This is a genomic window from Corynebacterium sp. CNJ-954, assembly GCF_001942345.1.
Classification (GTDB): Bacteria; Actinomycetota; Actinomycetes; order Mycobacteriales; family Mycobacteriaceae; genus Corynebacterium.
On sequence record NZ_MKKI01000033.1, the window covers coordinates 126,748 to 146,059 of the forward strand.

General features: G+C 64.5%; 14 protein-coding genes and 1 pseudogene. 5 read left to right on the plus strand and 10 right to left on the minus strand.

Annotation, left to right across the window (positions count from 1 at the left end):
* Positions 1-110 precede the first annotated feature (110 nt).
* Entirely contained in the window at positions 111-1,343 is a 1,233-nt protein-coding gene (locus tag BJF89_RS10530) for a glycoside hydrolase family 3 N-terminal domain-containing protein (RefSeq protein ID WP_255372595.1), read from the plus strand.
* A 36-nt stretch (positions 1,344-1,379) separates the two neighbouring features.
* On the plus strand, positions 1,380-3,149 hold the full coding sequence (locus BJF89_RS10535) for a VanW family protein (protein WP_369803700.1): 1,770 nt from the start codon (positions 1,380-1,382) through the stop codon (positions 3,147-3,149).
* An 872-nt stretch (positions 3,150-4,021) separates the two neighbouring features.
* On the opposite strand, the gene BJF89_RS10540 is transcribed toward BJF89_RS10535, so the two are convergent.
* From BJF89_RS10540 to BJF89_RS10565, 5 genes and pseudogenes are all read right to left on the minus strand, one after another.
* Positions 4,022-5,101: an acyltransferase family protein gene (locus tag BJF89_RS10540; protein ID WP_075814659.1), complete on the minus strand. Its 1,080-nt coding sequence runs from the start codon at positions 5,099-5,101 to the stop codon at positions 4,022-4,024.
* A gap of 38 nt (positions 5,102-5,139) precedes the next feature.
* Positions 5,140-5,682, minus strand: coding sequence for a hypothetical protein (locus tag BJF89_RS10545; protein WP_075814661.1), 543 nt, complete (start codon positions 5,680-5,682; stop codon positions 5,140-5,142).
* A pseudogene (locus tag BJF89_RS20035) lies at positions 5,683-6,773 on the minus strand (acyltransferase family protein).
* A 32-nt stretch (positions 6,774-6,805) separates the two neighbouring features.
* Positions 6,806-7,330, minus strand: coding sequence for a protein tyrosine phosphatase (locus tag BJF89_RS10560; RefSeq protein WP_075814667.1), 525 nt, complete (start codon positions 7,328-7,330; stop codon positions 6,806-6,808).
* The gene (locus BJF89_RS10565) at positions 7,327-8,469 is read right to left on the minus strand and encodes an acyltransferase family protein (RefSeq protein ID WP_075814669.1); all 1,143 of its coding nucleotides are present in this window, start codon (positions 8,467-8,469) and stop codon (positions 7,327-7,329) included. The genes BJF89_RS10560 and BJF89_RS10565 overlap by 4 nt, the downstream gene beginning before the upstream one ends.
* A gap of 187 nt (positions 8,470-8,656) precedes the next feature.
* On the opposite strand from BJF89_RS10565, the gene BJF89_RS10570 reads away from it, so the two are divergent.
* Positions 8,657-11,149, plus strand: a complete 2,493-nt coding sequence (locus tag BJF89_RS10570; RefSeq protein WP_075814671.1) for a glycosyltransferase — start codon at positions 8,657-8,659, stop codon at positions 11,147-11,149.
* A 332-nt stretch (positions 11,150-11,481) separates the two neighbouring features.
* A complete protein-coding gene (locus tag BJF89_RS10575; protein WP_255372596.1) occupies positions 11,482-12,339 on the plus strand; it encodes a GntR family transcriptional regulator in 858 nt (285 codons plus the stop codon).
* 88 nt (positions 12,340-12,427) lie between these two features.
* Here the strand turns inward: BJF89_RS10575 and BJF89_RS19135 are convergent, their stop codons facing one another.
* The 5 genes from BJF89_RS19135 to BJF89_RS10605 form a co-directional block, all read right to left on the minus strand.
* Positions 12,428-13,165 (minus strand): cupin domain-containing protein, encoded by a 738-nt coding sequence (locus tag BJF89_RS19135; RefSeq protein ID WP_083650654.1) that lies wholly within the window; start codon positions 13,163-13,165, stop codon positions 12,428-12,430.
* A 3-nt stretch (positions 13,166-13,168) separates the two neighbouring features.
* Positions 13,169-14,545, minus strand: coding sequence for an NAD-dependent succinate-semialdehyde dehydrogenase (locus BJF89_RS10590; protein WP_075814675.1), 1,377 nt, complete (start codon positions 14,543-14,545; stop codon positions 13,169-13,171).
* A 72-nt stretch (positions 14,546-14,617) separates the two neighbouring features.
* On the minus strand, positions 14,618-15,691 hold the full coding sequence (locus tag BJF89_RS10595) for an isocitrate/isopropylmalate dehydrogenase family protein (RefSeq protein ID WP_075814678.1): 1,074 nt from the start codon (positions 15,689-15,691) through the stop codon (positions 14,618-14,620).
* A gap of 84 nt (positions 15,692-15,775) precedes the next feature.
* Positions 15,776-17,041 (minus strand): 2-hydroxycarboxylate transporter family protein, encoded by a 1,266-nt coding sequence (locus tag BJF89_RS10600; RefSeq protein WP_139311989.1) that lies wholly within the window; start codon positions 17,039-17,041, stop codon positions 15,776-15,778.
* Positions 17,042-17,148: 107 nt separating this feature from the next.
* Entirely contained in the window at positions 17,149-18,075 is a 927-nt protein-coding gene (locus BJF89_RS10605) for an amidohydrolase family protein (RefSeq protein WP_075814683.1), read from the minus strand.
* A gap of 746 nt (positions 18,076-18,821) precedes the next feature.
* On the opposite strand from BJF89_RS10605, the gene BJF89_RS18600 reads away from it, so the two are divergent.
* Positions 18,822-19,058 (plus strand): hypothetical protein, encoded by a 237-nt coding sequence (locus BJF89_RS18600; RefSeq protein WP_139311990.1) that lies wholly within the window; start codon positions 18,822-18,824, stop codon positions 19,056-19,058.
* Positions 19,059-19,312: the final 254 nt, after the last annotated feature.

Consider the following 19,312-nt stretch of genomic DNA (forward strand, 5'->3'; position numbering starts at 1 on the left):
TCGAGAAGTCACCCCGAATTTTCCGAACTTTTTTGGTGAGAGCCTCACCGCACCACCGTCCGGTGCCGGAGGAGAGCCCCCGAGAGACTCTAGAAAGCAGGAGGTCACGCGTGGTCACTGTTCAACGACGCACCCCCGTCACCATGCTCGCCGCCGCGGCAGCGGGTGCCCTGGCGTTCAGCCTGGTGGCGTGTTCCTCTCAGGACGACGCCGCGGAGGACTCCGCGGGCGGCGCAACGTCGTCCGCGTCTTCCTCTCCGTCGTCCCCCTCGTCTCCGTCCTCCTCCGACACCCCGGAAGACGAGTCCACCTCCTGCGTGGACGGCGAGCAGGACCTGGCGACACTTGCCGCGTCGACCCTGGCGGTCGGGGTGGTCGGCTTCGACGACGCCGCGGAGGCCGTCGACGCCGGTGTGCGCCACATTTTCATCGGGTCGTCCACTGACCTGTCGATCCTCGACGGTCAGGGAGACCCGGAACGCAGCATCACCGCGCTGAAGGAGCGCGCCGCTGACGCCGGCGGGGAACTGACCGTCTCCGTCGACGAGGAAGGGGGCCAGGTCCAGCGGCTCGGCGAGATCATCGGGGACCTGCCGTCCGCCCGGGAACTGGCGGACACGCTGTCCCCGGAGGAGGTACGCGGTGTCTTCGCCGAGCACGGTCGCAAGATGCACGACCTGGGCATCACCATGGACTTTGCGCCGGTGGTTGACCTCGCCGGCGGGGAGTCGATCAGCGACAACGCCATCGGGGACCGGGCGTTCTCGGACGACCCCGGTGTGGTCACCGACTATGGCCGGGCCGCGGTCGAGGGGCTGCTCGACGCCGAGGTCACCCCGGTGATCAAGCACTTCCCGGGACATGGCCACGCCACCGGCGACTCGCACGAAGGCACCGTCACCACGCCGCCGATCGGGGAAATGGGGGCGGACCTGGCTCCGTTCGCTGAGCTGTGGCAGATCCCGGGTGTGGCGGTGATGGTCGGTCATATGCAGACACCGGGGCTCGACAGTGAAGGTACCGGCGACGTCGTCGGTGCGGAGACCCCCTCCTCGCTGAACCCGGAGGCCTATGCGTTGCTGCGCGGCGGTCTTGAGGGCGACGGCCCCGGTTTCGACGGCATCGTGTTCACCGACGACCTCACCGGCATGCAGGCCATCACCGACCTGCATGACGGACCGCAGGCGGTGGTGCAGGCACTGCGTGCGGGGGCGGACGCGCCGCTGACCTCCACAGCCGCAGACGTGCCTGCGACAGTGGACGGCCTCGTGGCCGCGGTGGAGAACGGTGATCTGGACCGTGACCGGCTGACGGAGGCGGCGGACCGGCTCTGCGCCGTGTGAGCCTCGGGTACCGCCGGGGGATAATCACCGGTTATTGTGAGGAGCGTGAGCAGTAGCAACCCCAACGCCAGCAACCCCACAGGACCGACTGACCCGTCGGACGACCAGTGGGGCTCCCAGGGCAGCAAGCACCGGCGGAAGCGTCGTCTGTGGCCGGTGTGGACGGTCGCGGGCATCGTCGGACTCGGGGGAATCCTCTACGCCACCGACATCATCATGACCGAGGGCAACGTCCCCCGCGGTGTGACGGTCGGTGGCATCGACGTGGGGTCGATGTCGAAGTCCCAGGCTGAGGCGCGGCTGAAGAACCAGCTGTCGGACGGTGCCCGTGCCGAGGTCGAGGTCGCCGCCGGCGACATGTCGACCACGCTCGACCCGGCGCAGTCGGGCCTGTCCATCGACTGGGCGGCGACGATCGACCAGGCCGGCCAGCAGCCGTTGAATCCCGTCACCCGGGTCATGAGCTTCTTCCAGCAGCGTGAGGTCGGCACGGTCAGTGCCTTCAACGACGAGTTGCTGGACAAGATCCTGACCCGCGTCGAGCAGGACCTCACCCGTGACCCGGAGAACGCTGAACTCTCCATCGACGACGCCGGTGCGGCGGACGTCGTCGACGATGTCGCCGGACAGACCGTCGACACCGACGATGTGCGCACCGCGGTCAAGGACCACTGGCTCAACGACCAACGACGGGTGAGCGTGGACGCGGACGTCACTGAGGCGGATGTCCGTCGTGACGCCGCCGATGACGCCGTCGAGGAGGTCGTCGACAAGGTCACCGACGGTGACGTCATCTTCGCCGGACGCGACGACACCGACGGGGTGCTGCGTCCCGCCGACATGGGACGTATCGTCACCTTCGTCCCGGAGGACGGTGCTTTCCGGGTGGACTGGAACCGCGACGCGGCCCAGGAGATCCTCGACGCGCAGCTCGGTGACACCGAGGTGGAACTGCGTAACGCCGGATTCACCGGCACCGGGCGCAACCTCGACGTCACCCCGTCCCAGGACGGTGTGCTCATCGACTGGGAGAAGACCCTCGACCCGATCGAGGAGAAGCTGCTGGACACCACCGAACGCCGTCACGAGGTGACCTACGAGGAGAAGAAGGCGACGTACACCACGGAGATGGCGGAGAAGGCCAGCTTCGACGACGTCGTCGGGTCCTTCACCACCGGTGGCTTCGCGGACGACTCGGGTGTGAACATCCGCCGGGTCGCTGAACAGGTGGACGGGGCGATCGTCCTGCCCGGCGAGACGTTCAGCCTCAACGGTCACACCGGACCGCGTGGCGAGGCGCAGGGGTACGTCGACGCCGGCATCATCCAGGACGGGCACGCCGACAAGGCTGTCGGCGGCGGCATCAGCCAGTTCGCCACCACCCTGTACAACGCCTCCTACTTCGCCGGTATGGAGGACGTGGCACACACGCCGCACTCCTACTACATCGACCGGTACCCGGCCGGTCGTGAGGCGACCGTCTTCGAGGGGGCCATCGACCTGCAGTTCAAGAACACCTTCGACACTCCGGTGCTGATCGAGACGCAGGCGGACTCCAGTTCGCTGACGGTGGACCTGCGCGGGGTGAAACAGGTCGAGGTCGAGTCCGACACCGGTGCCCGGACGAACTACACCGATCCGGAGCGGATCGAGCTCTCCGGTGACACCTGTTCGCCGTCCTCGGGTGCCCGCGGCTTCACCGTGACCGACACCAGGACCGTGCGTGATCTCAACGGTGGTGTGCTGTCGCGGGACACCACGACCACGGTGTACGACCCGGCCCCCATCGTGAGCTGCAGCGACTGATCTGGAACGGCCCTTACGGAACTGTAGTGCGCGTGAAACTGGCCGGTTACACGGCGGTCCTAACGTAGTGACCAGTTCCCGGGAATGCCGGGGACCCACCCCTCATAAGGAGAATCACCATGGGTCTTGTTGCTGGTCTCGTTGCTATCGTCGGCGATCTTCTTCACCTGCTGCTCGGCGGTCTGTGACCTGACGCTCCGCTCCGCCGGGGCCTGTACGTGACGTTCTGTCGCGTACGGGCCCCTTTTTCTGTGCTTGATCTGCCTGATCGGCCTGATCTGCCTGATCTGCCCGGGTGCGGCGCGGGACAGAGGTCACAGGGTGGAACTCCCCGCCGATTCCAACCCACGGTTGTCGTCTGGCCGTGGGGACGCTCCGCGTACACAGTCGGGCCCGCTACCGGAGGGTGCTCCGGCGGCGGGCCCGACTGTTCTCATGTGTCGCGCCACCGGGTTCGTGAGGAGAGAGGCTCCGGACGTTTTCCACGCGGTGCACCGTCAAGAGAGGAGAGGAGGACGGTGCATCGTGGGCGTTGAGGGGTGTGTTGCCCGGAGGGGCCGATGGCGAACTGTTGAGTTGTGTGCCAGGGGCGGAGACCGGGGCGAGGAGAGAACCGAGGATCACCGGTAGCTCGTTGCTGGCGTGCCATGAAGATAGGCAGGCCAACTGGTCATCTGCAACGGCGGAAAAAGCGCTGTGGGGGTGGCCAGGTGGCCACCCGTACACCGTCCCCCGAGGAAATTGACAGCGTTCTTCCAGTACAGGTGCACCATCGTTTTCCTGCCACGTTCGTTACGCTCCCGGCAGACAATTTCTTCCGGGGGTAGAACATCACCAAGTATATGCTTAGCTCATATTCCTGACATGATCTGTCAAGTTCGGGGAAACACCTCGGTAACCGTGGCGCGGGGGCCGGTCCGGACGGGCAGGGTGTTCGCCCCCTCGCCCGGCCACGGGGCGATGAACAGGCCGGGCACCGGACGTAGGATCCTCCAGACAGCCAGCGTCCCGCCGACCGTGAGCACGGTCAGGACCAGGGTGCCTGCAGTCGCCGTCACCGGAGAGGACGTGAGCCCCGGGTCGTAGGCCAACAGCACGCCGAGGACGGGGAGGTGGAGCAGATAGACCGGAAGGGTGTTGCGGCCGAACCAGTCCAGGTGCAGCCAGGGCATGTGACGGGCGATGAGGGTGGCCGTGATGATCCCGGTGGACATCCCCAGCGCGGTCAACGGCAGCCAGCACACCGAGGACAGCCCGATGCCGGTCACGGTCACCCCGGCGATCCCCGCCGCCCAGCTCCCCCCGGTCACCAGCAGGGACAGCACCGACGCCCGCTCGGCGACGGCGGCGATGATCCGGTGCCCGTACACCCCGAACTGGAACACCACGAGGTGTGTCAGCGTGCGCTCCCAGGCGAAGTTCTCGACGGTGACCCAGTCGAACGCCACTGGCAGTGAGACGACCGCACCGATGCTGAACTGCAGCCACAGCGGCAGGGGACGCATCAGCTTCACCACGGCGTAGTAGATCGCCAGGGCGTAGATGAACCACGGTCCGTAACTCGGGTCGAGCGGGACGCCGATCAGGTGCATCAGGGTGTAGTCGGCGTCGTTCCAGGGGAACACCTGGGCAGACAACGTCCACATGGCACTCCACAGGAGGAAGAGCCAGAGGAACGGTCCGAGACGGTTCTGCACCTGCCAGGGCCACGGGCGGTCGATCCTGCGGAGGAAGAAATAGCCGGCCATGGCGAAGAACAACGGCATGCGCACGGTGCGGAGTGGTGACATGGCGTCGAGGACACGAGGGTCGTACCAGGATTGGTCCACTGCCGCCGTGGCGACGTGCATCAGGACGACCAGCAGGATCGCGGCCCCCTTGACGGTGTCGATCCAGGCGACGCGCATCGTCGGCGTGCCGGTGGCGGTGGTCTGATGTGTGCGTACGGGCATGGGGCCTCCTTGGAGAGTGGGGAGGGGCAGGGCAGGGGTCAGCAGTCGAGGGTGGTCATGGCGCGGGCCCATCCGGCGGTCTGGTAGCCGGCCTGTTTGACGTGGGTGAGGAGCGACCGGGAGCTGGCAGGCCGGTTGACGGACAACTCACCGTCCCAGCACCGGCTGAAGTACAGCCGGACCCGCTCGACGTGTTCGCGTCCGGTCGCCAGCACCATGGCAGAGGTCCAGTGGTGCTCGGCGGCCAGGCGGGCGAACTCCTGTGCTTCCCCACGGGTGGTCGACGGGTCGGGTGCGAAACAGTGCACCCGGACGCCATCCAGTGGGGCGCACCAGGTGTCGTGGAAACGCTGCACCCCTGTGGGATCAGAGATCACCAGGTCGGGGATGCCGTTGTCCTGTGCCAGTTCCCTGGCGCGGAGCATATCGGCGGGTGCTGCGCCGCCGACCTGCATCAGGACGTCCACGTCGGAGGGGAGGGGGTCGAGGCGCGGGAGATAGATTTTCGTCAGCGCGAACCAGCCCCACAGGCACAGCGAGAACACCAGGAGCAGGATGCACAGGCGTCGGAGTATGAGCATCTAGCCGTTCCCCACGTGGATCCGCCCGTCAGCGTCCCTGTCGTCCCTGTTGTCCCTGTCGGCACGGGTCGGTGCTGTGGGGGCGTTTCGGGTGTTCGCCCCGTCGCCGGTCCAGGGGGCGGTGTAGATTCCCGGGATCCGGCGGGTCACCCGCCAGATCAGCAGTGCCGCGGCGACCGCGAGGACGGTGGACAGTACCGGTACACCGACGGCGACCACGGCCGTCGAGGGAAGCCCCAGGTCGAGGCTGTAGAGGGCACCCAGCAGCGGGACGTGCAGCAGGTAGATCGGCAGGGTGTTCTTTCCGACCCATGCGAGTTTCAGGAACGGAGCATGTCGGTCGATCAGGACGGCGGCGGTGATCCCCATTGCCATACCCAGCAGCGTCACCGGAATCCGTGCCGGATTGTCCAGGCCCAGTCCGAGGAAGAACAGGGCCGCGGTGGCCGCGCCCCACAGGCGCCGTACCCGAGCAGCCACCACAGCGACGCGCGGTCGGCGATCGTGGCGAGGGTGCGGTGGGCCAGAGCGCCGATCTGGAAGGCGATGAAATGGGACAGGAGCGAGGTCCACACCCACGAGTCGATGGTCAGGAGACCACACGCGACCGGCAGTGAGACGGCGGCACCGACGAGGAACTGCAGCCATACCGGCAGGGGGCGCATCAGCTTCACGGCGACGGTGTAGATCGCCAGGGCGTAGATGTACCAGGGGCCGACGGACGGGTCGACGAACAGCCGGACGATGTCCTGCAGCGACGTCGTCCCGGAGTCGCCTGCGCGGTGCCAGGGCAGGACGTCGAAGACGAGCAGCCACACCGCGGTCCAGAGGATGAACAACCACAGGAAGGGGCCGATGCGGTTGCGCAACTGCCATGGCCAGGGTCGATCGACACGTCGCAGGATGAAGAACCCGGACATGGCGAAGAACAGGGGCATGCGTACTGTCAGCAGCGCCGAGGTGAGCATGGACAGCTGGTCACCGGACCAGGACTTGTCCTGGGCCAGGCTGACCGCGTGGTAGAGGACGACCAGGATCACGGCGACACCTTTCACCGTGTCGATCCAGGTGAGCCGGGGTGTGGACGGCATGGGGAGCTCCAGTCGAAGGTCAGTGCCAGGGGTCAGTGTGACACCAGGGCGGCAAGCGCGCGGACATCCTCGGCGACAGCGTCGAGCAGGGCGGTGTACTCCTCGGCGGCGGTGAAACCGACCGGGTCCGCATGGTCGTGGAGGATCCGGGGCAGACGGTGGCGCAGATGAGGTAGCTGGGTCAGTGAGGTGAGGTCGCCGCTGCGGTGCCATTCGGCGAGCTGGTGCAGTCGGAAGGTTCGTTTCAACAGTGCCGGTGCGAGACGTAGGCAGTGGTCGACATGGGTTTTCTCGAGTCCGACGACGAGGTCGGCGTCCTGCAGGATCCGTCGGTTCACCCGGCGTGCGGTGAAGCCGGTGCCGTCGATCCCCTGCCGGGACAGGTAGTTCAGGGAGCGCGGGTCCATCGGGTATCCGCTCATCCCGGCAGTGCCGGCGCTGGCCACGGTGACGGTGCCGGTCGGTACGCCGGGCTCCGTGGGGATCGCGTCACGCAGCAGGTATTCGGCGGCGGGGGAGCGGCAGATGTTGCCGGTGCAGACAATGAGGATCTTCATCGGGGGCTCCGTCCTGTCCGCGCTGTCCGTCCTGCCCGACCTGTCTGACGTCCCCGGGGTTTCTCTCCGAGGACGACCTGTCCGGCCCGGAACCGACGCAGGACGGTCACGCCGAGCACCGACAGTCCCACGCCGCCGATCGTGAGGGCGACGGACACCATCGCGCCCGCTCCGTCGGTTCCGCCAGTCAGCTCAGATATGCCGGTGGCAGAGAGGACCACCCGCACTGCGCCGATGGCGAAGGAATGCAGCAGGAAGATACCGGATGAGTAGCCGCCGATCCAGGCCAGTACCCGGTTGGACAGTCGCCATCCGAGGAAGACCATGGGAAAGAGGATCCCGAGACCGATGCCGACCAGACTGTGCCGTGAGTCGAAGGCACCGTCCACCCCGGGCATGTGCCCGGTCAGAGAGAGCTGGACGGCCACAACGACCGTGATCAGCACTGCGGTGCAGCCCCAGCGGGTGGCACGGGTGGACGGGATCAGAGAGAACCGGCTCATGGCGATACCGCCGAGGAAGAACGGTGCGAGGGTGAGGGCCTGGCCGACCTGGAGGAACCGGAACTGTTCGGTGTGGGCCACCAGGACGATGATCAGGGACAGGCAGAACACCAGGCCGACGGAGAGGCGGGAGGACAACAGGGACCGTGAATCCAGCAGGGCGACCACGGCGAAGAGCCAGAACGTGGTCAACAGGAACCAGTACGGGCTCAGCGAGTAGAGCAGCCAGTGGACCGGTTCGAGCTCGCGGGTGGTGTTCGTGCCGTCCAGGTAGACCTGGGTGACGCCGATGGCGGGGACGAAGATCACGTAGGGCACCAGCAGGCGACGGACCTTCTTGCCCATGAAGCTGAGGTAGCCCGACGGGGCATGCAACGGACGCCAGGCGTACACCAGACCGGAGAGCAGGGTGAACAACGGCATGCGCAGGTAGTCCACGGAGTCGGTGTAGTAGCGCAGGGCGCTGTCGTCGGCGACGTGGAGACCGTCGGTGGAGCTGTACCCGATGACGTGGAAGCTCACCAGGAGCAGGCAGGCGACGCCGCGGAGGGTGTCGACGGCGAGGTCGCGTGACGGGGGACTGGAGGCGTGGCCGGGTGCCACGGCAGTCTCCTGCCGGATCTTGTTGGAGGTCATCAAACCGTCCTACGGGGTGTGAGGGGTGAATCGGAGGGGCTGGCTGGGAGGGAGCGAGAGGAGAGAGTGAGGAGAGATAGGAGAGACAGGAGAGAGAAGCACGAGGGCGGAGAGTGCCCCGAAGTTCCTCTCATCCTAGGCAGGCTCCACGAGGCGGGCAACGCGAACACCCCCTACAATGTCTTCCATGACCAACGTCGACAGGTCCCTCACCCTGCCGTCGGAAGCCAGGACACTCTGGGTTCACTGGGGTCGCACCGGTGGCGGCCCCCGATTCCTCGCCGATCTTGTCGAAGGGGACCGGAACCGAGAGTCTCTCCAGGTCGGCGACGCCGACCAGCATGTCCAGGCTTCCGTCACGTCCGCAGTGTCTCAGGCGCCGTACTTTCCGTCCTCTCCGTACCCTCTGGCTTTCCTCTCCTACAATCCGGACGCCGAGATCGCGCCGCGTTTCGCCGCCCAGGCCCGTGGCGGCGTCCCGGCGTTCCCGGTACCGACCTACACCTCGATGGCCGGGGTCATCCTCGGCCTGCCCCGACTGGTGTGGAACTCCCTCCGGTTGCGTCGGTGGATCCGGCGGCACCGCATCGAGCGGGTGGTGTGCGTGATGGAGAGCGTCTACCAGTCGCTCGCCCTGCCCGTGCTGGTCCCCGGTGACGTGGAGTACGTCTCCTGCATCCACGACGGGTCCGCGCATCCCGGGGAAGGCAGCCTGGTCCAGGCCGTCGGTCGGCGCAATGAGCTGCGCCGCGCCGACCGGGTGGTGACCTTCTCGGAGGCGGTGACCGGGATCCTCGCCGACCAGGTGACGGTGCCGATCACGACCGGCGATCACCCGCCGTTCGATCTGGAGGATGCGGCGACCGAGCCGCGCGACCTGCCGGACGGCTCAGGGCGGGTACCGGTGATCGGCCTGTTCGGACGCCTGCAGAAGTACAAGGGCATCGATGTCGCCCTGGCAGCGATGCGTGTCCTGGAGGAACGGGGTGCTCCGGCTTGCGAGCTGCGGATCATCGGCTCCGGGCCGGAGGAACGGCTGCGCGAGACTCCGCTCGGAAACTACGCCACCTGGGACAACCGGTGGGTCCCCGAGGACGAGGTCACCGACGTCGTCCGTGGCTTCGACATCATGCTGCTGCCCTACACCGAGGCCAGCCAGTCCGGACCGGTGACCCTGGCACTGGCACATGCGGTGCCGTGCGTGGCGACCCCGGTCGGGGCGATCCCCGACCAGGTGGACGGGTTCGGCATAGTCACCGATGACATCACCCCGGAGGCCGTCGCCGACGGGATCGAGAGTTTGCTCACCGACCCCGCCCTCTACCGCGCGTTGTCGTCCGGCGCGATACGTCGGGTGGCCGAGCAGCCCGACTGGTCGGATCTGGCGTCCCTGATCCGCAGTGGTGCACAGACCCACCCTGCCCAGGCGCCGTCCACCGATCCGGTGCCCTCGCGCCGGGAACAGGCCGTGGCCCAGGTCAAGTGGGCGGGCCAGCGCCTCGTCGGACTGATCAACTCGCACCTCCCGTTGCCCCGTGCGCGCCCCGCCACCGGTGGGTCCGCGACCGGGCGGGTGAGGGTGGTGCTCCCGGCGTCCCACGGCTCCTTCGGCGACGAGGCCATGGGGCTCGTCGCTGCGTCGTCCCTGCAGCACCTGCTGGCAGACGCGGGTGTCGACGCCGGTGTGGACCTCGTGGTCCCCGGCGACGCCGCTCCGTGGCGGCGCCTGGTACCCGTGGACGTCGGTGTTACCCCACTGAGCGATCTGACCGTTGGACGCGGTACCGTCCCGACCGCCACGACGGTACGGGAACTCGCGTCGGGACCGTTGGTGGTCATCGGTGCGGACACCCTCGCCGGCGACTATGAACTGGCGTTGCTGGCGACCCGGGTGCGGATGCTGAACGTCGCTGCTGCGGCGGGCCACCCGGCGGCGTTGGTGAATTTCAGCCTGCCGACGACGGTCCACCCCGCTGCCGCCCGTATCCTCCGGAGCCTGGATGCGGAGGTGGTGGTGCGCGCCCGCGACCGTCTGTCGGCGCAGCGTGCCACGGAGATCCTCGGGAGGACGGTGTCGAGCACCCCCGACATCGCGGCACTGCTTCCGCCCACCCCAAGGCCTGTGGACGCAACGGCGCCCGTCGTCTTCGTACCGAATGCCCACCTCGGCGGCATGTACGGCGTCGGCACGGAGCACCTCGTCACACTGTGGCGCGACCTCGGCCTCAGGATGCGGGAGCAGGGCGACGACCGCCCGATCGAGGTCGTGGTGCACGACGTCCGCGACAGCGTGGGCGATGTCGCTCTCGGGCGCCGCGTCGTCGACGCCCTCGCGGCGACGGGTGTGGATGCGACGCTGACCGTCCCCACCACCGCCGCGGAGGCGAAGGCGGCCATCGCCGCCGCAGACCACTGTGTGTCGGCACGGATGCACGCCTGCGTGGCCGCGTTGAGCAGTGGAGTCCCCACCGTCGGGATCGGCTACGTGGGGAAGTTCAGTGGTCAGTTCGACTGGTACGGGGACCTGGGCTCGGTGCTGGAGTACCGTCCCGACCTCACTGCCGACGAGATCCTCGAGCGGGTCCGGATCATCCGGGGAGGCGCGGTGACCGCATGCGACTCCGTGGTCGACCTGGTCCGCGACGACTACGGGGCCCTGGTCGGCGCGACTGTTGGGTGATACCGCATTAGTGCGCTTCAAGGGTGCGTGCTGGGCACACGGTGCTTTGTGCTTTCCACGAACATGGCCCTGCCCCAGAATACCAGTATCAACGATATCTATATGTCCATCGGGCGGTCGAACCTGGGCTTCGGCGACATCGTTCCGGCCCTTACTCTTGCCCCCTGCATCCGAATAGACAGTGTCGATAGCGGGCAGGGGAGCTGTGCAGGTGGGCGGTCTGAATCCGTAGCAGCGCCCTGGGGCGGTGAATGAGTGGTTGAATGAGTGGTATGACTCCCCGCCCCATCGATTCAGAAACTATCACTTCGGGTACTCCCCGCGGTACCACAGTGCTGGTCGACTCGCTGCAAGCACGGATAGTCAGGCTGATCCGCGACAAAGGATGGGAAGCAGGAACACGTCTGGTGGAGCGGTCCTTAGCCTCGCAGTTACGAGTCTCGCGCACCCCTGTGCGCGCGGCCCTTGCTGAATTGGAGGAATCGGGCGTTGTCGCGCGCGCTCAGCGGGGGTATGTCGTTGCGCAGGTCCCAAGTGAGCCCGATATTGATCAGCCAGAAGACCGAGTCTCTCGAGCGTACTTCGCTATCGCGCAGGATAGGCTTGACGGCACTCTGGAAGAACAGGTCACCGAGCGTGCGCTGATGCGACGGTATGCTCTCTCCGCTCCTGAACTGTCGGATATTCTTCGCCGGATCTCTTCGGAAGGGTGGATCGAGCCCAATCCAGGCTACGGTTGGCGGTTTCTGCCGACGTTGACGTCGGCGAAATCCTATGCAGACAGTTACCGATTCCGGCAGTTGGTTGAACCGGCCGCGTTGCTGGAACCGGGCTACCGGGTGGATCGTGAGGCCTTGATGGCGTGCCGTGCCGAGCAACAGGCCTTAGTTGAGGGTCGAGTCCAACGTATTTCCGGTCCGGAGCTCTTCGATCTCAATTCTCGGTTGCACGAGACTATCACTGCAGGGTCAAACAACGAGTTCTTCATTGAGTCACTGTCACGCATCAACAAGCTGCGTCGCCTGATCGAGTACCGCAGGACCCTGGTCCCCAAGAGAGCAGCGATCAGATGTGCCGAACATGTCCATCTGGCGGACTTGGTGCTCGCTGGACGTTTGCAGGATGCCTCAGTTTTCCTTGCAAGCCATCTGCGCACCGTGGGGGTCGAGAAAACATCGCCGCGCCGTTAGAAACAGCTCGATGCTCTGGTCTGCTGTCCACCGGTGGTGAACAGCAGACCAGAGCATCGTTCACATAGCTCAGGGGTTCAGCGCTTCCCTAGAAGGCCGCGTGCACGTGGGAGTAATGGGTGGCCTGAGGTGGTGCAGACAAGTGAGGCATCACCAGTTCCCGCCAGGTCGAGAAGTCATCGGAGGCACGGAAACCCTCTGTGTGATCCTCGATAGTGGTCCACCGGATATGCAACCGGTAGAGCTGCGGATCTTCGACCTGGCGCACCAGATCGAAGGTGCGGGCGCCGGTGGCTCGCTGGAAGACAGCGGCGGCTTCATCCACTGCGGCTTCGAATGCCGCCTCGGATCCTGGGATGACGTGCAGATCCACGACCTCGGTGACCGATGAGGTGGCGCCGGCGGTGCTGACGGAGGTGGATTCTCCGTCGATGCGGCCGTGCTCGCCGGAATCCATCAAGGTACGCGTCGCGTCGACCGAAGCATAGGTCCAGAGGATGCGCATCTCTTCGGTGTCGGAGGCGTTCTCGAAGTGATGCGGCACGTTGGCCGGCACGAAGGTCGTGTCAAACGTCGACAGTTCGGTACGTTGCCCGTCAATGTCGACGATTGCGGTGCCGGCGATGACCACGACTAATTCGACGACGTTGTGGGTGTGATTGCCGATCTGTGCGCCGGGTTCGAAGATGGTCGTGCCGTTGAGGAATGCCGTCGCACCGCGGGCGTAGGTCACCAGGGGTACAGTGCGTGCTCCGCCGCCCCTGTTCTTGGAGGGCAGTTCGCTGGGACGCAGAACCAGGTTGTCGAAGGAAGAGGTGTTGGTCATGATCTACTGTCCAATCCAGATGGTCTTGGTGTTGGTGAACTCGCGGATACCGAGGTGGGACAGCTCACGTCCGTAGCCTGAACGTTTGATCCCTCCGAAGGGGAGCCGGGGGTCGGAGGCGACCTTGCCGTTGATGAACACCGCTCCGGCATCGATCTGACCCGCCAGTGAGCGGGCCTTGTGCACGTCAGCGGAGAAGATCGTCGCGCCCAACCCGTACTCGCTGGTGTTGGCCAGCTCGATGGCTTCCTTATCGCCAGAGACTCGGGTGATCGCGGCGACTGGGCCGAAAGTCTCCTCATCGAATGCTGCCTGCCCCGGGAGAACGTGGTCGAGGATCGTCGGCGGGTAGTAGGCTCCGGGGCCGTCAGGGAGCTCGCCGCCGAGGAGTAGGTCGGCTCCCTGGGCCACGCTGCGCTCTACCTGTTCGTGCAGGGTGTCGCGAAGATCAGGTCGTGCCAGCGGGCCGATCTGTGTGGAGTCCTGGGCAGGATCACCGGTGACAAGTTCACGGGCCTTGTCCACAAAGAGCTTGGTGAACTCATCGGCCACCGAGTCGACGACAATAAAGCGTTTGGCGTTGACGCAGGACTGCCCGGTGGTGTTGAACCGGGAAGCCACTGCGGTAGAAGCGGCATGTTCCAGATCAGCATCGGCCAGCACAATAAATGGGTCGGAACCGCCGAGTTCCAGGACCTGCTTTTTGAGCACGTTGCCCGCTTGACTGGCCACAATTGCGCCGACCTCGGTGGACCCGGTGAGGGTGACTGCGGCGATGCGTGAATCCTCGATGATCGCCCGCACTGAGGAGGAAGACACCACCAATGAGTTGAACAGGCCTTCTGGGGCGGAGACTTTCGCGATGGCGGTGTCGACGATTTCCTGGATTGCCCGGGCGCACCCGGTGACATTGGCGGCGTGCTTCAGGACCGCAGCGTTGCCGGCGGCGAGTGCTGGGGCGGCGAAGCGGAAGAACTGCCAGAAGGGGTAGTTCCACGGCATGATCGCCAGCACCACCCCGAGCGGGTCGTACTGCACGCCGCTGACCGCGGCGTCGGACTCGATCGACTCAAACGCCAGGAAGTGTTCGGCGTTGTCAGCGTAGTAGTCCAGTGTCAGAGCTGACTTAGCGACTTCTGCCCTGGCTTCGGTGATCGGTTTGCCCATCTCGTCGGTGATCAGTCGAGCGTAGGTTTCCTGATTGTCGCGCAGCACGGCAGCTAGGGCAGTGAGTAGCCCGGTGCGTTCGGCGACTGGGGTCTGGCGCCAGGTCTGGAAGGCCTGATGGCTTGCAGACAGCCGTGCTTCGATCTCGTCTGCAGTGTGGTTCGGGTACTCGGCGAGCACGGTGCCGGTAGCGGGATTGATGGAAGAAGGCATTACTTATCCTTTCTTGTGGGGCACGGGGCCGCGTGGCCGCCGGGAGTTTTCGTGTGGGTGAGAGGTGCGTTGCTAGCTTGTCGGTGCATTCTGCAGCTCTTGGAGGACGCGATTCGAGAACTCCTCTGTACTGGAGCTCCCGCCGATATCCCGCGTGCGTGCGGAGGGGTCGTCGAGGGCGCTTTCGACTGCTGCTTCAATCTCTTGAGCCGCGGTGATCAGGCGGGCATCGTCAGACCGGTGGCCATACCAGTCAAGAAGCATCGCTGCTGAGAGGATGAGTGAGGTGGGGTTGGCGATGCCCTGCCCTTGGATGTCCGGAGCCGACCCATGCTGTGCCTGTGCGACAGCCGTATCGGTACCGGCGTTGAGTGAACCGCCGAGTCCCAGGCTTCCGGAGAGCTCCGATGCTTCGTCAGAGAGGATATCGCCGAACATGTTGGTGGTGACCAGGACGTCGAAGGTCTGGGGTCGGCGGATCATATGGGCGGCTGCGGCATCGACGATGAGTTCTTCGAGCTCTATATCGGGGAACTCTGTAGCGACCTTGCGGACTTCGCGGAGGAACAGGTTATCGGAGAGCTTCAACACGTTGGCCTTGTGCACCGCCGTGACCTTCTTGCGGCGAGACGAGGCAAGCTCGAAGGCTGTGCGAGCGACCCGTTGGCTGGCGTGAGCGGTGATTTTCCTGATGCTGAACGCGGAATCCGGGTCTGGCATGAATTCGCCGGAACCAGCGTACATATTCCGGTCGGAGTAGAAGCCTTCGGTGTTCTCCCTGACGATCACGAGATCCATGGGGTCGCGCAGAATGCTCAAGTCATCCCGGGACCGACACGGCCGGATGTTGGCGTGGAGTTTGAACACGGTGCGCAGCTCCGCCGATGGGTTGATCCCGCCTTCGGATCGAGGCGGGTAGTCGTAGTGGGAAACTGGCCCCAGAATGACCCCGTCGACGTCGGGGATTCGATCGAGGATGCGCTGGGGCAGGGTGGTCGACTCGTTGTGCAGAGAGGCCAGCCCGATCTCGGCGGTCTCGAATTCCAGGCCGAGGTCGCGTGCGGTGTTCAGGTACTCGAGTACCTGCAGGGTTGCCGAGGAGATTTCCGGTCCGATGCCGTCGCCGGGAAGAACGAGGATTTTCATGATGTTTCGAGCCTTTCGTGTTGTTGAGTGGTTGTCTACGCCCTGCAGGGGGTAGGGGACAGGGGTAGTATCTGTTATGAGCAGCTATCCGATCACCGAGTACAGGATCAGCGCGAGAGCGACGGTAATGCCGCCGCCGATACGGGTGGCGATCTGCGCGAATGGCATCAGTTGCATTCGGCCACCGGCGGTGAGGATGGCGATGTCGCCGGCGCCGCCCATGCCACTGTGGGTGGCTGTGACCATGGCAGCTTCGACCTGGTGGAGTTTGACGAAGCGTGCGGCGAAGAAGCCTCCGGTGACCATGCCGAGTACTGTCACAACAATGGTTACGAGATTGGCCGGGGCAAATCCGGCGATCAGGCTCTCCCAGGGGGTCTGGGTCAGACTGAAGATGAACAGGACGGGGAATGCCAGGGTGGTGATGGCGAACTTGTAGACGAAGGAAGCACCAGCTTTCAGACGGGGCGAGACCAGGTGGGCGAGCGTGAATGCCACGGCCAGGAAAAGCATGACGACCGGAGCGGGCCACGAAAGCAGTTCGTTGAACAGGATCCCGACGAGGTAGAGAGAGACGGCGACCATGAATGCCGCGGCGATCGCCTTGATCAGGTCTGCTCCTTGCAGTTTGGCCTCGGGGTCTTCGTCAACGTGGATGGGAGTGGGGGCGAGCTCGCCGTCGCCGCTGAACTTCGGGTAGCGGCGGCCTAGCAGGTTCAGCAGTCCTGCGCTGATCACTGCGGTGAGGTTACCGACCATGATCGGGGGCAGTACTCGAGCGAGGAGTTCGCCCTGTTCGATTCCGTTAATCTGGGCATAGCCCAGAGTCAGTGGTATCGCTCCCTCGCCGACGCCTCCTGCCATAATCGGGACGAGGACATAGAAGAAAGTGTCATGCGGTCCGATCCCGAAGATAAGCCCGGAGATCATCCCCAGCGTAATTGCCAGGGCCGTGCCGGCGAGGAGAGGGACAAAGATCTTGACGAACCCTTTAATCAGTACAGAGCGGTTCATCGACAGGATGCTGCCGACGATGACTGCGGCGATGAAGAGGTTGAGGATCTTGCTGGTGGAGAAGAAGTCTCCGACGGCGGTGACCATCGGTTCCGGGATCAGGTCGAGATAGCCCAACAGGGAGGGAAAGAATGTCACCAGGATCGCTCCGCCACCGATGTGGCGAAGGCCTGGTACACGATTGCCGATTTCACCGAGGGTGAAGGCGAAGACTGCGGCGATGCCGATGACGAAGGCGAGCTCGCCGCTGACTCCATTGATGGCGGTGAAGATGATCATCAACGCGATCATGAGAATGTAAACCGGCAGCGGGATGATGCCGACATCGAAGTCCATGAGCTTCCACCAGCGAGTCCGCCAGCTGTTGTCGTGCGACAGGTTATCGGGGCTTGGTGGAGCCGCCGGTGGTGCCTCGTTGTCTGACGATTTGTTGTGGGACATCATTACTCCAACTGGCTTTCGGGTGTGTGGTGGGCCTCGGCGGTGGGCGAGGGGTCTGTGGTGGGGAAGTCGTACAGGGAGGCGGGGTTGTGGGTGAACACGTCTGCGACAGCTTGGGGGGTGGGAAGCCAGTCAGAGATGTCCTCGACTGATGTGGTGGCGTTGTAGTTGCGGAACGGCTCGATGGCGTCAAGGCTGCGTGTGGCACGGTCGCGTCCGCCACCGGTATGTGGCCAGTCCGATGCCCACAGCAGACGTTTCGGGGAGATGCTGGCGAGATCGCTGACAAACGGGGGGAGACCATGCGCAATGTCTGCCGGATCACCGAGTCGGTACGGTGCCGAGAGCTTGATCCAGACGTGGGGGTGGGAATATAGGTGGAGCACGGTGGCGGCTCCGTCGAGTGTGCCGGCGGTCGTGGCGTGTACACCGCCGAAGTGGTCGAGGAGGATCGGAACGGGGGAGTCTTCAATGAGTGTCCGTGCTTGCTCGAGCATGGAGTGTGCAGCGAAGATTTCCACAAAGAGGTTGTGTGTGGCAGCCCGTTGGATAAGGGCAGCCAGTTCATTGGTGAAGTTGGTGGTGGTACCACGTGGGTCGGAACTGACGTTGAGTCGAAGTCCGCGGACGCCAGTGGCGACCATTTCATCGAGTTCCCCTGGCGTTGTCGCGGAATCGACGACGGCGACGCCCCGGCATATCGCTGGTCCCAGCTCTGCCATTGCTGCGAGCATGGCTCGGTTATCTGAACCGTAGACACTGGGTTGAACGAGGACGACACGTTCAGTGCCTACGCGTTGCAAGTGCTCTCGTAGCTCCGTGGTGGTCGCCGGCCCGGGGGTGTATGAGCGTGCTGGTTGGTAGGGGGACGTCGCGGGGCTGAAGACGTGCACGTGGCAGTCGGTTGCTCCAGGGGATCTGATCATCATCAACTCTGGCTCCTAGCTCGTGTGATCGCTGACACAATGACGATATCTGGAGATTTGGTATTTTACAACGCAAAATACCAAAACGGTTCCGGTTTAGGTTCGTTAAAATTGATGCTTAGGTCTCTGACCTGCCGTTACCCTATCCGCAACACGCCGGTGTGCTTCTCCTATACGCCTAGCCAGGTCAGGATCGCTGCAAGCACAACTCCAGCCCAGCAGGTGAGTGTAAGTTGGTCGTACGTGGTCGCAGCCGACGCAATTGCTACATCAAGTTGAATGCCCGCTCGACCACGTTGCAGCGCTTGCACTTGTCGGTATCGAAGTTCGTTGACCTTCCGCCCCGCTGTCTTTGCGTTCGTGCGAACTGATCTCGGTGCGGTTCTTTGGGGTGACTGCAGCAATCCGTCGCGGACAGAGATCGTCACGGTTCATCCCGGTGGTGTAGGCGTTGTCCGCGAACCCTATCCGGCCTCATGTGTGGGGGCACCACAGGTCAGTCGTGGTGCACGGAGGCTTTCGAGCATGTTCTGGAGTATGACCCCGTCATTACGCTGCCCGCCAGCGACTGCCACCGAGGGCGGTCGGTAGCTCGCCTCGATGGCATAGTGCACTTTCGTAGACAGCCCGTCACGCGAACGGCCGATCCCTTGACCGTCAGGCTCGGCTTAGTGGACCGGCAGATTTTCTTGTAACTCGAAGCATCCCGCTGCGTACTGGTCCGGGCGCGGCACAGTCGTACCTTGCTGGTGAGCACGATTGATCGTCGCCTCGACCAGCGCATTCCGATCGATCACGCCGGAGGCGTCAGTTTCGGCGAGATTCAGCGCGGACATGCGATCCCAGGTACCATCAGCGGCTTACTGGCGCTGTTGCCTCCAGATCGATTGTCGGGGACCGGGTCATTCGGGGAGATTGAGCCGCGGGATTCCGGTCCAGTATTGGTAGATCATGCCTGCGACCGCACGTCGATTGCCCTCGAATAGGTGTTCTTTCTTGCCCTCGCTCTGCGGCGACAGCGGCTCGCTATGCTCCCTCTGCTCGTTCATGAAATTCGACTGATGTGCCACATAACCCAGCTTGCCGCAAGGCCACCCACGCATATAGGAGACGCAACACTATCTCATACGCCGTTGCCGTGATCCTGCGGGGAGAATTTCTGTGTATCGATCCGGTTCTCCAGTCATCATGACTGGTAAGATCACCGGTCCGTGGGAAAGGCACTGGAACGTAAAAGAAT

Coding starts and splice junctions, on each gene's coding strand:
- BJF89_RS10540 (WP_075814659.1), bottom strand. CDS start 5,101: ATGCCCGTACGCACACATCAGACCACCGCCACCGGCACGCCGACGATG.
- BJF89_RS10545 (WP_075814661.1), bottom strand. CDS start 5,682: ATGCTCATACTCCGACGCCTGTGCATCCTGCTCCTGGTGTTCTCGCTG.
- BJF89_RS10560 (WP_075814667.1), bottom strand. CDS start 7,330: ATGAAGATCCTCATTGTCTGCACCGGCAACATCTGCCGCTCCCCCGCC.
- BJF89_RS10565 (WP_075814669.1), bottom strand. CDS start 8,469: ATGACCTCCAACAAGATCCGGCAGGAGACTGCCGTGGCACCCGGCCAC.
- BJF89_RS10570 (WP_075814671.1), top strand. CDS start 8,657: ATGACCAACGTCGACAGGTCCCTCACCCTGCCGTCGGAAGCCAGGACA.
- BJF89_RS19135 (WP_083650654.1), bottom strand. CDS start 13,165: ATGACCAACACCTCTTCCTTCGACAACCTGGTTCTGCGTCCCAGCGAA.
- BJF89_RS10590 (WP_075814675.1), bottom strand. CDS start 14,545: ATGCCTTCTTCCATCAATCCCGCTACCGGCACCGTGCTCGCCGAGTAC.
- BJF89_RS10595 (WP_075814678.1), bottom strand. CDS start 15,691: ATGAAAATCCTCGTTCTTCCCGGCGACGGCATCGGACCGGAAATCTCC.
- BJF89_RS10600 (WP_139311989.1), bottom strand. CDS start 17,041: ATGGACTTCGATGTCGGCATCATCCCGCTGCCGGTTTACATTCTCATG.
- BJF89_RS10605 (WP_075814683.1), bottom strand. CDS start 18,075: ATGATGATCAGATCCCCTGGAGCAACCGACTGCCACGTGCACGTCTTC.